We start from the raw sequence: 15068 nt of genomic DNA, 5'->3' as shown, positions 1-15068 counted from the left end.
TGGGACTGAGGACAGTCTAGGCGTTTTTGCCCGGTCACTGTCAACGGGCTCAGCCGACCGCAGGCCACAGGTTGTCATTCAAGGCTTCCAGTACCTTATCCAGGTTGCCACCGAGGTGACGGTTCAAGCTCTTGATGCCGCCATCGTTCTGGAAGGCATCGTTGACTTGTTGCGGGTCAATGACCACTTCGTGCACCAATTGCTTGGCCAGGCGATCAAGCCACTTGCGTTGTACGGGTGTCCACGACTCAAGGGCATAGATTTTTTGCATGGCGTTGGCCACGCGTTGGTCGAAGGGCAGCAGGGCTTCGCCAATCGCAGCCTGGCGGATGAAGCCAATGATGCTGGCAGCTATTTCCTGATTGGTCTGGTTGCGCCAGGCGCTTTTCAGGCTGACTTCGCTGTAGCCATGTTGATCCAGCAGCAAGCGCACAGTGCGCAGTTGTTCGCGGGTGAGGTCTTTGGGGCGATTGACTACCACGCCCAACGCAGCGGATTGGTTGAGCTGGCTGTGGACGAAGTCGTGGAAGCTTTCGAGGTAATCCTGAGGTTTCTGATAGGCGCCGTAGCTTTGCTCACGCACGAGCAGTTCGTCGCTGTGGGTGGAAATGATCGGGTAGTTTTCCGAACCCAGCAGGGTGCTGACGGCATTCAATTGGGTCAGCAACTGACTATGTTCGCGAATGAACTCGGCGGCCTGCCTGGGTCCCAGTTCATGCAGGTGTTTGTGCAGCTTGGCAGGCTCCACGCCCCAGATGTCCTCCAGTTCCTCGAGCTTTTTCTTCAGCGTGGGCTTGGTTTCAGCTTTGTGGTCGGCCTTGCGCAGAATGCGCATGATGCGCTGGCTGAGTATGTCGAGCACATCATGGGCGTGGCTGCTGTCTTCCTGGTTACCGGGAGCGTCGTGACTGGCATCACTGGTGAGTTCGCTGACCAGTTGCTCCAGGGAGACATTGGGGTTCTTCACCAACGGCTTCATGGTGTCGACAGCTTCCAGGCTGGCGTAGAGGTCGACAGGGTCGTAGATGCGGAAAACCGTTTTGCCGATCTCGTCGCAGCGGCGGGTTGCGCGGCCTTTCATCTGCTCATAGAGAATGCGTGAGCGCACCCGGCGCATGAACACCAGATTGCAGATTGTTGGCACGTCGATGCCGGTGGTCAGCAGATCGACGGTGATGGCGATGCTGGGGTGCGGTTCGTTTTTGTACTTGCGGATCAGTTGTTCTACCTTGTCGCTCTGACCGGTGATGATTTGCACCGTTGCCTGGTTGTATTGCTCACCGTAGGCGTCTTTGAAGGCCTCATTGAGCAGGTTTTTCACTCGCTCGGCATGGGCCTGACTGACGCAAAACACCATGGTTTTTTCTTCGCCGAACGGGTCCAGCTCATTGGCCAGGGCGTCGCAGATCACTTTGTCGAAAGCCGGTGTGATCACGCGGCGGTTGAACGACTCGATGTTGAAGTTGAGTTCGTCCTCCAGCTCGGCGACATCGACTTCGCCGGTCTGCGTATCGATGACGCTGACCGATTGTCCCTTCTCAAAGTGGATGCCGTGTTTACTCAGTTGCGTTTCGTAGCGGATCGGCGGTTCGTGGTCGATCAGCCAGTCATCCGCCACGGCTTCGCGGTAGCTGTAGGTGAACACCGGCTTGCCGAAAATTTCGCTGGTGTGTTTGGCCGGGGTGGCAGTCAGGCCGACTTTGCACGCGTCGAAATAATCCAGTACGCGACGGTACTGCGAGAGGTACTGATTGTGATCGCGGACGGCCAGTTCGCCCTCGCTCATTTCCTGATCGAGGGTGTAACCACGGTGGGCTTCGTCGACGATGATGCAGTCGAATTCGCCGACCGACGGCGGCGTGTCAGAGCGGAAAATGCGGCTGACCATGGCCTGAACGGTGGCCACCTGGATGCGGGTTTCCGCCTCGGCGGCCATGTCGCCCAGCTCTTTGATGTCGTAGATCTGCGCGAGCGTATGGTTTTGCTCGAGGGTGGTGTCGTTGAACGAGTCGATGGCTTGTTGCCCAAGGGCACTGCGATCGACCAGAAACAGAATGCGCTTGAAGCGTTCGGTTTTCAGGAATCGGTACATCAGGCCAATGATGGTGCGGGTTTTCCCTGTACCGGTGGCCATCGCCAGCAAGCAGTCGCGCTGGTTGTTGGCCAAGGCTTGCTCTACGGCGTGAATCGCTTTTTCCTGATAGTCGCGCAACTTCAGATAGGCGAAGCCTTCTTCCTTGAGCTTGGTTTCGGCCTCGGCACGGCTGCGCTTGAGTAGGTCCCGCAAGTCTTCAGGTTTATGGAAGTCTTGCAGCGGTCGGGCGGTGTTGGACGGGCTGCGCAGGTCTCGGAACCAGGTCCCGGATTGTTCGGCGAGTTGCTTGATGTAGGGGCGACCATTGCAAGCAAAGGCGAAGGGCACCTGGAAGCTCTTGCCTTCACCATCGTTCCAGGCAGCGGGGTGACCGGCCTCCAGCCATGGTTTTAACTGCTCCGGGGCGAACTGGAATTCGCGGGAATAACGCTCGGCCTGGGGAATGCGGTCTGCAACATTTTTGCGTTTGCGCTTGGCTTCAACGATGGCTACCGGCATCAGGCCTGCAAACAGGACATAGTCGGCATCGGCGTTTGGAATGCGGGTGGGCCATTCGGCGATGGCTTTGTTCTTGCCCTTTTCGGGGCGAGCGCCTTTTTTGTATGTCAGATCGAGGGAGTCCGCTTCCCAGCCAGCATCGATCAACTGCTGGTCGATGAGGATCCGGGTGAGGTCTTCGCTCAGGTCAAATTGTTGAGTGGCCCGCATTGTTCGGTGCATGACCTGTGACGAGGCCTGCGGCTGGGTCAGCAGCTGAATTTGCAGGGCTTTGATGCTTTGCTCGTGCTCACTACGCAACCTTTCCAGTTCGGCTTCATGCTGTTTGGCTTGCTGCTTGTGGAGGCTTGATTCAGCGCCCATTTGCTCAGCGAGAACGGCGTATTCTTCAGCTTCACGCTTTATCAGCTCAGCCAACTGCTGGTTGCTTTCTAGTTGCTCGCTCGACTCACTCAACTGAGCTTTCAGCTGCTCGATCTGGTTTTGCAGGTCGCGCAGCGGAGTGCTGGGGTCTTCCGGATTTACAAAGGGGCCGGGGCTGAACTTATCACCTTGCTTGCCGAACGATTGGTGGTACCAAATGGCCAGGGCACGGGCGACTCTCAGCCCGTCCAATGCTTCACGATGCTGAGTACGAAATTGGTGAGTGGCTTTGTTGCCTTCGGTACGCAACGTGTGGAACAGGCTGCGGATTTTTTGATCGAGCTGGATATCCCGGCTTAATTTGTAGAGTAAGTCGGTCTGCTTGGTCATGGCATCGAATTCGATACCGGCACGGCTGGCCAGGTCTTGAGCCAAAGCCTCGCCCAGTTGCCGCAGCTTGATCAGGGTAGTGTTGGGATCGCTGGCAAAGATCTGTTCGGCCGTGGTCGCCAGCTGCAGGAAAACGGGGTCGTGTTCCTGGAGAAAGGAGAAATTGCTGGTCGCGGCCATGGTCAATCCTGTGCGTGCTCATCCCTTGATTGCGCGTCGCTGAGCTTGCTGGCGCAATGATGCGTCGAGCTTACCCAAGATGAAGCAGGTTTGACCATGGCTTGGCAGATCTAGGATCGGCGGCGCTTTTGCAGCAGACACGAAAAAGCCGCGTAAAAACGCGGCTTTCTTGTTTGGTGGGCCCACACGGACTTGAACCGTGGACCAAAGGATTATGAGTCCTCTGCTCTAACCAACTGAGCTATAGGCCCTCAGTAGGTCGCGGATTATAGCGACGGTTTTGCGACTGTGCTATCCGAAAAAGCCTTTACTGTTGTACGAAGAAACGTCGCGGCGAATTCGTCGGGGGGCAGGGGCAGGCTGACGATGTAGCCCTGGATTTGTTCACAGCCCTCGGCGGCGAGGAATTGCTGTTGCGCCCGGGTCTCGACCCCTTCGGCAATCACGGTGAATTGCATGCTGCGGCCGAGGGCGATGATGGCGCGTACGATGGCGGCATCGTGGGGATCGTCCGGCAGGCCGCGGACGAAGGACTGGTCGATCTTGAGGATGTCCAGCGGCAGGCGCTTGAGGTAGCTCAAGGACGAGTAGCCGGTGCCGAAGTCGTCGATGGCCAGTTGCACGCCCAGTTGTTTGAGTTGATGCAGCACCGCCAGCGCTTCCTCGGCCTGGCTCATGATGAAGTTTTCGGTGATTTCCAGTTGCAGGAAACCGGGGTTGAGGCCGTTGTCCTTGAGCAACTGTTCGATGCGGCCCACCAGGTTGGGTTGGCGCAGTTGGGCGCCGGCCAGGTTGACCGACAGCGGACCGGGGCTTTCGTACAGCCTGTGCCATTCGGCCATCTGCCGGCAGGCGGTTTCCAGCACCCAGTCGCCGATTTGCAGGATCATGCCGTTTTCTTCGGCCAGCGGGATGAAGTGTTCCCGCGGTACGTCGCCAAAGGTCGGATGGTGCCAGCGGATCAGGGCTTCGGCGCCGACCAGGCTGTAGTCTTCGAGGCTGATTTTCGGTTGGTAGCACAGGTGCAATTCGTTGCGCTCGATGGCGCGGCGCAGTTCGTGTTCCAGCGCCACGCGTTCGCTGGCCTGGGCGGTGAGGTCGCGGGTGTAGCTTTCGACGCGGTTGCGGCCCTTGGCCTTGGAGCGGTACATCGCGGCGTCGGCGTTCTTGATCAGTGTGGCAACGTCGCAGCCATCTTTCGGATAGAGGCTGGTGCCGATGCTGGCGCTGATGAAAAACTCGTGTTCGCCGGCCTGGAATGGCGCGGCGAAACAGTTGAGCAGTTTATTGGCGATGTGGTCGGCGTCGCTGGATTGTTGCAGGCCCGGCAGCAGGATAATGAACTCGTCACCTCCCAGGCGCGCCACAGTGTCGATATCACGCAGTTGCTCCTTAAGGCGCACGGCGATGCCCTTGAGCAGCAGGTCGCCGACCGGGTGGCCGAGGCTGTCGTTGATGTGCTTGAAGCGGTCGAGGTCGAGGAACAGTACCGCGCCCTGGCCACCGTTTTCCTGCTGGCTGTTGAGCGCGGTCAGCAGGCGGCTTTCGAACAGTGTGCGGTTCGGCAAGCCGGTCAGCGGGTCGTGGTGCGCCTGGTAGTCGAGTTTGGCCTGGGCATGCTTGAGGCTGGAAATGTCGGCGAACACCGCGACAAAGTGGGTGATGAACTTCTCCCGGTTGCGCACGGCACTGATGGTCAGCCAGCTGGGGTACAGCTCGCCATTCTTGCGTCGGTTGGAAATTTCACCTTGCCAATGGCCTTCGGCGGTCAGTTGGTGCCACATGGCCGCGTAGAACGCGCTGTCATGCAGGCCCGAGGCGAGCAGGCGTGGCGTGTGGCCCAGGGCTTCGCTTTCGCTGTAACCGGTGATTTCGGTGAACGCACGGTTGACCGCGCTGATGTGCTGTTGGGTGTCGGTGATCAATACGCCTTCGGCGGTGCTTTCGAACACGGTGGCGGCCTGTTGCAGTTTTTCCTGCATCAGGTGCCGCTCGGTGATGTCCCGGGCGATGGTCAGCATGCAGTTTTCATCGCCAATCGGCAGCGGACGGCTGGACACTTCGCAAAGGCGGATCTGCCCGTCGCTGCGGCGGATATGGCAGCTGAAATCACGGACAAAACCGTCGCGGTGCAGCAGGTCGAGCATTTGCTTGCGTTCATTGAGGTTGACCCAGATCCCCAGGTCCAGCGCCGAACGATCCACCGACATGGCGCTGTTGAAGCCGGTGATGCGGCTGAAACCGTCGTTGACCTCCAACAGCAAGCCATCGCTTTGCCGCGACAGCAGCAAGCCGTCGGGGGAGGCGTGGAAGGCCTTGGCGAACTTTTCTTCGGACGTTTGCAGCTGTTGCTGGGTTTCCTTGAGCTGGGTGATGTCCCGCACCACGACCACCAGCGCCGGTGTCATGTCGAGGTCGAACGGTTCGGCGGAGATCAGGCCGGTAAACACCTGGCCGTTGCTGCGACGGAAGGGCATTTCCAGGTTGCGGATGCTGCCGGCCTGCAAGCGTTGCAGAAGGCCCGGCCCGACACCGGGAATCCCCCAGATGTTCAGGTTGGTGGCGGTCTGGCCAATGACGTCCTCGGCCTTGAGGCCAATTTGCTCCTCGAACGCTTCGTTGACCTCCAGCAGACAACCGTCACTCAGGCGCGCGATCACCAGAATGTCCGGGCATTGCTGGAACACAGAGGCGAATTTCTGTTCCGACAGGCGCAGTGCTTCTTCGGTGCGCTTGGCGTCGGTGATGTCGATCATCAGCCCACGCATCACCGGTTCATGCCCGTGCTCGATCAGGCTGACGATGTCGCGCACCCACAGGCAGCGCCCGTCGGCGGTGATTACCCGGTAATCGAGGCGATGGTCGCGCCCGGCCAGCACTTCGTGGTCGCAGAAGGTCTGGGCGCGGGTCAGGTCGGCGGGGTGAATGATGTTGCGCCAGAAGCCCGGGATCAGCCAATGGGACAGGGGATATCCGAGAAGGTCTTCGGCGTGGGGCGATACATAGCTGTAGGTGAAGTCGGTGACTTTTGCTTCCCAAGCGATGGCCGACAGGCTCTCCACCAAGCCGCGGTAGTGGTATTCGCTGCTGCGCAGTTCCTGTTCAAGGTCGACCCGGCGGGCGATTTCCGAGCTCAAACGGCGGTTGATGCGGATGACCACCGCCAGTACGACAGTCAGCAGCAGCAGTCCGGGCAGGCCATACACCAGCAGGTCGCTCCAGAACGTTCGATGATCGAGGACGTTGCCGACCCAATGCTCCTGAATGGCGCTGATTTCAGCGGGGCTCATGTCCGCCAGGACTTTGTCGAGAATGCCAACCAGCATCTTGTTGTTGCGGGGTACACCCATGGCCAGTTGATAGCGATAGGGCGTTTCACCGCTGACATACAACCCGTCGAGCTTGAGTTGGCGCAGGCTCCAGACGCTGGAAGCCAGATCGCCTACCACGGCGTCCACTTCGTCGGTGGCCAGTGCCTGTAGCGCCGAACTGACGTTGGGCATCGCTACCAGATTCAAGTCGGGATGGTGGGTGCGCAGCAGTTCGTGAGGGGCGTAGTTTTCCACTACGGCGATTTTCAGGCCGTACAGGTCTTTCAGGTTGTGTGGTTGGGGGCCCCCGACATGGGCCAGGATGACAATCGGAAAGTCCAGGTAGGGGCGGGTGAACGACAGGTATTGCTGGCGTTCCGGGGTCGACATGATGCCCGGCAGCAGGTCTAGCTTGCCCTTCTTGGCCTGCTCCAGGACGGCGGTCCAGCTCACCGGCTCGATGGGCGTGAGTCGGGTTGCCAGCCTTTTGCGGATGACCTCGATGTAATCGGCGGCAAGGCCCTGGTAGCGGCCCTCATCGTCACGAAACTCGAAAGGCGGCCACGACGCATCGACACCCAGGCGCAATTCCGGGTGAGCCGCCAGCCAGCTACGTTCTTCGTCAGTGAGAGTCAGCGCGCCAGCCGTTGCGGTCCAGGTCATCAGCGACAGCAAAAAAAGCACGGTCGGCAGTCTGGGCATAACGGTCTCGTTATGGCTCGGGGGAATGTTTCGAGTGTAGACGGCTACAGGGCGGTGGGGGGAGGCGGGGGGATTTAATCTGTACAAAGCAAAACCCCCGGCCTGGGCCGGGGGTTTTGTGATCACTCGTCGAGGAAGGAGCGCAGATGCTCGCTTCTCGTCGGGTGGCGCAGCTTGCGCAGCGCCTTGGCTTCGATCTGACGAATCCGCTCACGGGTCACGTCGAACTGCTTACCAACCTCTTCGAGGGTGTGGTCGGTATTCATGTCGATACCGAAGCGCATGCGCAGTACCTTGGCTTCACGGGCAGTGAGGCCGGACAGCACTTCGCGAGTCGCTTCTTTAAGGCTCTCAACGGTTGCAACATCGATTGGCGACTGCATGGTCGAGTCTTCGATGAAGTCACCCAGATGGGAGTCTTCGTCATCACCGATCGGGGTTTCCATGGAGATCGGCTCTTTAGCGATCTTCAATACCTTGCGGATCTTGTCCTCAGGCATTTCCATGCGTTCGCCCAGCTCTTCCGGGGTCGGTTCGCGACCCATTTCCTGCAGCATCTGGCGGGAAATGCGGTTGAGCTTGTTGATCGTCTCGATCATGTGCACCGGAATACGGATGGTGCGGGCCTGGTCGGCGATCGAGCGAGTGATCGCCTGACGGATCCACCAGGTGGCATAAGTCGAGAACTTGTAGCCGCGACGGTATTCGAACTTGTCCACCGCTTTCATCAAGCCGATGTTGCCTTCCTGGATCAGATCGAGGAATTGCAGACCACGGTTGGTGTACTTCTTGGCGATCGAGATCACCAGACGCAAGTTGGCTTCAACCATCTCTTTCTTCGCGCGGCGGGCCTTGGCCTCACCGATCGACATGCGACGGTTGATGTCCTTGATTTCAGCGATGGTCAAGCCGGTTTCGGTTTCCAGCGCGGTCAGCTTCTGCTGGCAACGGATGATGTCCGGCTGCAGACGACCAATGGCTTCAGCGTATTTGCCTTTGCCTTTGGCCAGGGCGTCACTCCAGCTTTCGTCGACTTCGTTGCCCGGGAACTGGCGCAGGAAGTCGGCACGCGGCATGCGTGCATCACGAACGCAGAGCTGCATGATTGCGCGCTCTTGCTGACGCAGGCGATCCAGGGCACTGCGAACACGCTCGACCAGGCCTTCGAATTGCTTCGGAACCAGTTTGATCGGCATGAACAGCTCGGCCAGGGCCAACAGCTCGGCAATCGTTGCCTTGTTGTTGCGGCCGTGCTTTTTCAGCGCCTTGCGGGTGATTTCCATCTGATCGGCCACAGCACCGAAGCGCTGTGCAGCGATGACCGGATCCGGACCGCTTTCGGCTTCTTCCTCGTCATCGGAGGCTTCGGCGTCATCGTCCTCGGCGTCGTCATCCGCTTTAACGGCTTTCGCGTCGATCGGCGGCGGCACTTCTGCCGCAGGCGGTGCGATGCCGTCGTCCGGGTCGATATAACCGCTCAGGACGTCGGACAGGCGGCCACCTTCGGTGGTGACGCGGGTGTACTCGGAGAGAATATGATCAACCGTGCCGGGGAAGTGCGCGATTGCGCTCATCACCTCACGGATGCCCTCTTCAATACGCTTGGCGATTTCGATTTCGCCTTCACGCGTGAGGAGCTCCACCGTACCCATTTCGCGCATGTACATGCGCACCGGGTCGGTAGTGCGACCAATGTCGGTCTCGACCGCAGCCAACGCTGCAGCGGCCTCTTCGGCTGCGGCTTCGTCGGTATCGGCGTCGGCCAGCATAAGGGAATCCTTATCTGGCGCAACCTCGAATACGTTGATCCCCATGTCATTGATCATGCGGATGATGTCTTCCACCTGTTCCGGATCTGAAATATCCTCCGGCAGGTGGTCGTTGACCTCCGCGTAAGTCAGGTAGCCCTGCTCACGACCAAGTGTGATCAACTCTTTGATACGAGACTGCTGTTGCGCTTTTCCGGACATAACACCCTATCCACTGAAGGTCTTGGCGGGCAAAAAACAAGCCGAGGATTATACCTGAGCTATGACCTCACGCGCCAGTTGAGGTCGGGTTTGATGCGGAAACATTGCGACTCAAGAGGTCGCGCAGTTGATTTTTCTCTTCGCTGGTCAATTCGCTTTGACGCGCTTTTCGCAGAAGTTGTTCCAGGTTTCGCTCGCGTTGGCGGGCTGACAAGCTAGTAATGGTGTCGAAAAACTGTTGTTCAAGGTTATCTCCATCAATCAGCCATTCCTTTTCCGCCAGGGCTTTGAGCAAGCGGCCTTGTTCTGTGCCGTGCCAACGCGCAATCAATTGAATTGAGTTTAGCTTGGGATTCTTCTGCACAGCTTCGAGCAGCGCCACCAGCAATTGCGTGTTGGTGTGATCCTCGGCGGCGAAGTGCCCGGCATCCTCGACTTTTTCGGCCAGTTGCGGGTGATGCAGCAACGTGCGCAAGGCGGCGAGAGTCGGCGGTTCTACGGCGGCGGGCACCCGTGGCGCGCGGGGTTGATCACGATCACCGCCCCGTTTGCCATTCTTGTCCCACGGTTTCTTGTCCCATTTCTTGCCTCCTGCACCGGGTTTCTTCGGCGTCCATTCCTGCTGCGGCACATACATTTCCTGTGCCTGCGGCTGATGATAGTCGCTGTAATCGGGCATCGCGTCGTAATCGATGCCCGGGTCGTAGGCGGGCGGTGCTTCTTGCGGGGCGCTTTGTGCCAACTGGCTCACCGCTTCACCGCTCAGGCCGGTGATTTCGCTCAGGCGTTGACGCATCAATATGCGCAGGTTGGCGCCCGGGACTTTGTCGATCAACGGCGCGGCGAGGGTGGCCATGTGAGCCTTGCCCTCAAGCGAGCGCGGGTCGGCTTCCTCCGTCAGTTGCTGGAAGAAGTAATCGGCCAGTGGCTGCGCGTGCTGGTTGATGCGCGCGCGGAAGGCATCGGTGCCTTCGGAGCGGACCAGGGTGTCCGGGTCCTCGCCTTCGGGCAGGAACAGAAAGCGTGCGCGACGACCGTCCTGCAGGCTCGAAAGTGTCGCCTCCAGCGCCCGCCATGCTGCATTGCGGCCGGCCTGGTCGCCGTCGAAGCAGAACAGCACGTTGGGTACGACGCGAAACAACCGCTTGAGGTGTTCCTCGCTGGTGGCTGTGCCCAGGGTTGCGACGGCATTGCGCAGGCCTTGCTGGGCCAGGGCAATGACGTCCATGTAGCCCTCGACGACGATGATCTCGTCGAGGTTGCGGTTGGTCTTGCGCGCTTCGTACAGGCCGTAGAGTTCCTGGCCTTTATGGAAAACCGGGGTTTCCGGGGAGTTCAGGTACTTCGGCTTGTCGTCGCCCAATACCCGGCCGCCGAAGGCGATGACGCGCCCACGACTGTCGCGGATCGGAAACATCACGCGGTCGCGGAAGCGGTCGTAGCGTTTGCCGCTTTCGGCGTTTTCGATCAACAGGCCGGCATCGATCATGGCTTTTTGTTGCAGGGTATCGCTGCTCAAGTGCTTGAACAGGTTGTCCCAGCCGGGCGGAGCAAAGCCCAGGCCGAAGTCCCGGGCGATTTCGCCGGTCAGCCCGCGACCTTTCAGGTATTCCACGGCGGCTTTACGCGATGGGTGGCTTTTCAGGGCCTGGCGATAAAAATCGGCAGCTGCACTCAGTAGCGGATACAGCGGCGAATCGGTCGGCTGTCGCGGTTTGTGCGGTCGGCCGCTTTCTTCGCGGGGGATTTCCATGCCGGCGGCTTTGGCCAGTTCTTCGACGGCCTGGACGAAATCCAGGTTGTCGTGGTCCATGATGAAGCCGAGGGCGTTGCCGCCAGCGCCGCAGCCGAAGCAGTAATAGAACTGCTTGTCGGGGCTGACGCTGAACGACGGAGTCTTTTCCTTGTGGAACGGGCAGCAGGCGGTGTGGTTTTTGCCGGCCTTTTTCAATTGCAGGCGCGAGCTGACCACATCGACGATGTCGGTGCGGTTCAGAAGGTCGTCAATGAAGCTCTGGGGGATTAGCCCGGCCATGGCGTTCTCGTCATCTGCGCTGAAAGGATCCCGTAACGTACGGCGACCGAACGGCGGCCATTGTTTGAGGCGCGCAAAGTGTGCGGCTCGATCAGTGTCGTCTGCGTATTCGTTGTCGGGAAGTGTATCTGCCGAAAATCCACTGACGTTAATGCCAATCAGTATTCGACTGTTTGAATGTGTTGCGCTGAATCCGCTACGGCCAATCATAGGCCCCGGATAGCTCATCATCTGGCACGCAAGCAGGTGCCTTGGGCTGATCGTCGTGAGAGGAATCAGTGGGTGTGCTCGTCAGTAGCCTTGAAAGGCTCGTCAGAAAAGACGTGCACCGCTGGCAAAAGAGCCAGGTCTGACGCGGTGAAGCAGATTTGTCTCGGTCGCGTCTGCGGCTTTGACAGTGAAGCATCAAGCGTTTTACGCAAATGCCATAAGCCCGGCTGAGGGCCGGGCTTGGCAGAAGCTTGCTACGATCGTCTGTGTATTAGTACAGACGAACGGCGCGGCGCTGTTCGCGCTGAACTTTCTTGGCGTGACGCTTAACAGCGGCTGCTGCTTTGCGCTTACGCTCAGAAGTTGGCTTCTCGTAAAATTCGCGGCTACGAACTTCAGCCAGTACACCGGCTTTTTCGCAGGAGCGCTTGAAACGACGCAGAGCTACGTCGAAGGGTTCGTTCTCTTTTACTTTGACGGCTGGCATCCAGAGCTACCTTCATTCATTACCGGGGTCAACATCCTCGCGGCAAAAGAGCACTTGAAGACGTCGGTTTTTAAGGGTTGCGGATGTTAACCCCTCATCGCTCGGAATGCAAAGCCTCTGATCGAAAACCGCTGGTCGGGGCATCACGCGACGACTATTATGCGCGCCTTCGAATTCAGCCTAAACAAGGCGCAAACCCATGCTAGTACTGGGATTAGAAACCTCCTGCGACGAAACCGGTGTCGCATTATATGACAGTGAGCGCGGCCTGCTGGCCGACGCGCTGTTCAGTCAGATCGACCTGCACCGCGCTTATGGTGGCGTGGTGCCGGAGCTGGCTTCGCGCGATCACGTCAAACGCATGCTGCCCTTGATTCGTCAGGTGTTGGCCGAGGCCGGCTGCGTGCCGACCGAGATCGATGCGATCGCCTACACCGCGGGTCCTGGCCTGGTCGGTGCCCTGCTGGTAGGGGCTTCCTGCGCCCAGGCGCTGGCCTTTGCCTGGGGCATCCCGGCCCTCGGGGTGCATCACATGGAAGGCCATTTGCTGGCGCCGATGCTGGAGTCGCAACCGCCGGAATTTCCGTTCGTCGCTTTGTTGGTGTCGGGTGGTCATACGCAACTGGTTCAGGTCGACGGAATCGGTCAGTACACGCTCCTGGGCGAGACCCTGGATGACGCCGCCGGCGAAGCTTTCGACAAGACAGCCAAGATGATGGGCCTCAATTATCCGGGCGGGCCGGAGATCGCTCGCCTTGCAGGGCAGGGCGTTGCAGGACGTTTCGTGTTCCCGCGGCCTATGTGCGACCGCCCGGGCCTGGATTTCAGTTTCAGCGGCTTGAAAACCTTCGCCTTGAATACCTGGCAGCAGTGCGTCAGCGCCGGGGACGACAGCGAGCAAGCCCGTTGCGACATCTCGCTGGCGTTCCAGCAGGCCGTGGTGGAGACTTTGACCATCAAGTGCAAGCGTGCCCTCAAGCAGGCAGGAATGAAGCGTCTGGTGATAGCAGGGGGCGTCAGTGCCAACAAGGCGTTGCGCACTTCCCTGGAAAAAATGCTCGGCGACATGAAAGGCGATGTGTTTTATGCACGCCCTGAGTTCTGCACCGATAATGGCGCAATGATTGCGTTCGCCGGTTGCCAGCGCTTGCAGGCCGGTCAGCAGGAAAGCCTGGCTATCAGCGTGCAGGCACGCTGGCCGATGGAGCAGTTGACCGCATTGTGATGAACGGTGCTTATGTCCGGCCGCTAGAAGTGCCGTTCGCGCCCGGCAAACAGGTCACGTAGATTGCCGCGATGGCGCCAGACGATCAGGCCTGTGAGTACGCTCATGGGCAACAGGGCGGCCGGTTCCTGCCAGGCCAGCAGCGGCAGGGTCAGTGGTGTGGCGATGAGGGCGGCCAGGGAGCTGGTGCGGGTCAGGTAGAACGTCAAGAGCCAGGCGCAGACCGCCAGAAAGGCTGCGGGCGGGTATAGTCCCAGCAACATGCCGGCTGCGGTGGCGACACCCTTGCCGCCACGAAAGCGGAAGTACAACGGAAACAGATGGCCGATCACGGCATAGACGCCGATCCAGGCCTGATCCTGTAGTGAAAGGCCCGCGATACCGGCGATCAGCACGGGCAGCAGGCCTTTGCAAAGGTCGCCGAGCAGGGTCAGGATGGCGAGTTTCTTGCCGGCCAGGCGCAACATGTTGGTGGCGCCGGCATTACCCGAGCCACTCATTCGCGGATCGGGGTTACCGGTCAGGCGGCTGAGCAAAATGGCAAAGGACAGAGAGCCGAGCAGGTAGGCGAGGATCGCCAATAACCAAAACATGCTAACTATTCCGGGCGAGGAAGCCCTGATTCTAACGGCGCATTGCGCCCTTGTCGTGTAGCGGAGAGAAGTGCTTGGACAGAGTGTTTATCGAGGGCCTGGAAGTCGACACGGTGATTGGTGCCTACGACTGGGAACGAGGCATCCGACAGTGCTTGCGTCTTGATCTGAGCTTCGCCTGGGATAATCGCCCGGCCGCAGCCGGTGATGACCTGACCCTGGCGCTCGACTACGCCAGTGTTTCCTCGCGTATCCAGGCGTTTGCCGAGCAGGCGCAATTCCAGCTGGTGGAAACCTTTGCCGAGCGGCTGGTTGAAGTACTGATGAGCGAATTCAAGATCACCTGGATGCGCCTGAAGCTGACCAAGCCCGGCGCTGTCCCGGCTGCCATCGGCGGTGTGGGCGTGGAGATCGAGCGCGGATGTCGCTGACACAGGTGTACCTCGGGCTCGGTAGCAATATCGAGCGTGAAGCCCATTTGCGGGCGGGGCTCGATGCTTTGGCGGCGTTTCTTGTCGATATCCGCTGTTCGGCGGTGTTCGAAAGTCAGCCGGTGGGCATCAAGAGTGGGCCATTCTTCAATTTCGTGGTGTCGGCGTATACCGATCTGCCGCTTATTGAACTTGATCGACGATTGAAATTCATCGAGGCGGATAACGGTCGTTACGCACCGGATCGCCGAGGTTTGCCACTGGATATCGACGTGTTGTTGTTCGGTGACCTGGTGGGCAACTTCGACGGCCTGATCTTGCCGCGGGCAGAAATTCTGAAGAATGCGTTCGTTCTGTGGCCGTTGTCGTTGATAGCACCGGATCGCGTGCACCCGGGCGCAGGCAAGGGCTTTGCGACCTTGTGGGCTGAAGCGCAGATTGATCAGGTGTTGGCGCCAGTGGCTTTCGAATGGCGTGGTGGGCAGCTGACACCCTCTGATTTACTGTAAAGCAAAAAGATCGCAGCCTTCGGCAGCTCCTACAAGGATTGATGCGTCCTGTAGGAGCTGCCGAAGGCT

9 protein-coding genes and 1 tRNA gene are annotated in these 15068 nt (G+C 59.3%); 3 read left to right on the top strand and 7 right to left on the bottom strand.

The genetic code is table 11. The features are described 5' to 3' along the window. Positions 1–49: 49 nt before the first annotated feature. The 6 genes from hsdR to rpsU all read right to left on the bottom strand — a co-directional run bounded on the left by hsdR (position 50) and on the right by rpsU (position 12241). Entirely contained in the window at positions 50–3526 is a 3477-nt protein-coding gene (gene hsdR / locus ACM6IT_RS10640; protein ID WP_414917944.1) for a type I restriction-modification system endonuclease, read from the bottom strand. 174 nt (positions 3527–3700) lie between these two features. Next, positions 3701–3777, bottom strand: a tRNA-Ile gene (locus ACM6IT_RS10635). Positions 3778–3792: 15 nt separating this feature from the next. Continuing rightward, positions 3793–7539, bottom strand: a complete 3747-nt coding sequence (locus ACM6IT_RS10630) for a bifunctional diguanylate cyclase/phosphodiesterase (RefSeq protein ID WP_056726631.1) — start codon at positions 7537–7539, stop codon at positions 3793–3795. Between the two features lie 122 nt (positions 7540–7661). Continuing rightward, entirely contained in the window at positions 7662–9509 is a 1848-nt protein-coding gene (gene rpoD / locus ACM6IT_RS10625; protein WP_414913391.1) for an RNA polymerase sigma factor RpoD, read from the bottom strand. A gap of 67 nt (positions 9510–9576) precedes the next feature. Beyond that, positions 9577–11544, bottom strand: a complete 1968-nt coding sequence (dnaG, locus tag ACM6IT_RS10620) for a DNA primase (protein ID WP_223541848.1) — start codon at positions 11542–11544, stop codon at positions 9577–9579. 481 nt (positions 11545–12025) lie between these two features. Beyond that, positions 12026–12241: a 30S ribosomal protein S21 gene (gene rpsU / locus ACM6IT_RS10615; RefSeq protein WP_002551877.1), complete on the bottom strand. Its 216-nt coding sequence runs from the start codon at positions 12239–12241 to the stop codon at positions 12026–12028. Positions 12242–12440: 199 nt separating this feature from the next. Here rpsU and tsaD point away from each other — a divergent pair, with 199 nt between their 5' ends. Next, a complete protein-coding gene (gene tsaD, locus ACM6IT_RS10610) occupies positions 12441–13466 on the top strand; it encodes a tRNA (adenosine(37)-N6)-threonylcarbamoyltransferase complex transferase subunit TsaD (RefSeq protein ID WP_056726635.1) in 1026 nt (341 codons plus the stop codon). A gap of 23 nt (positions 13467–13489) precedes the next feature. Here the strand turns inward: tsaD and plsY are convergent, their stop codons facing one another. Next, complete coding sequence (gene plsY / locus ACM6IT_RS10605) at positions 13490–14059, bottom strand: glycerol-3-phosphate 1-O-acyltransferase PlsY (RefSeq protein ID WP_056726636.1); 570 nt, start codon at positions 14057–14059, stop codon at positions 13490–13492. A gap of 74 nt (positions 14060–14133) precedes the next feature. Here plsY and folB point away from each other — a divergent pair, with 74 nt between their 5' ends. Both folB and folK read left to right on the top strand, forming a co-directional pair. Then, on the top strand, positions 14134–14490 hold the full coding sequence (gene folB, locus ACM6IT_RS10600; RefSeq protein WP_056726637.1) for a dihydroneopterin aldolase: 357 nt from the start codon (positions 14134–14136) through the stop codon (positions 14488–14490). Continuing rightward, positions 14481–14999 carry a 2-amino-4-hydroxy-6-hydroxymethyldihydropteridine diphosphokinase gene (gene folK / locus ACM6IT_RS10595; protein ID WP_414917943.1) on the top strand — a complete coding sequence of 173 codons (519 nt, stop codon included), beginning with the start codon at positions 14481–14483 and terminating at the stop codon, positions 14997–14999. Before folB ends, folK begins: the two co-directional genes overlap by 10 nt. Positions 15000–15068: the final 69 nt, after the last annotated feature.

Origin of the sequence: Pseudomonas sp. IT-P4, from assembly GCF_949767755.1 — a bacterium.
GTDB lineage: Bacteria > Pseudomonadota > Gammaproteobacteria > Pseudomonadales > Pseudomonadaceae > Aquipseudomonas > Aquipseudomonas monachiensis.
The sequence above is the reverse complement of the archived record's forward strand: the minus strand, read 5'-3'. Positions and strand labels throughout refer to the sequence as shown.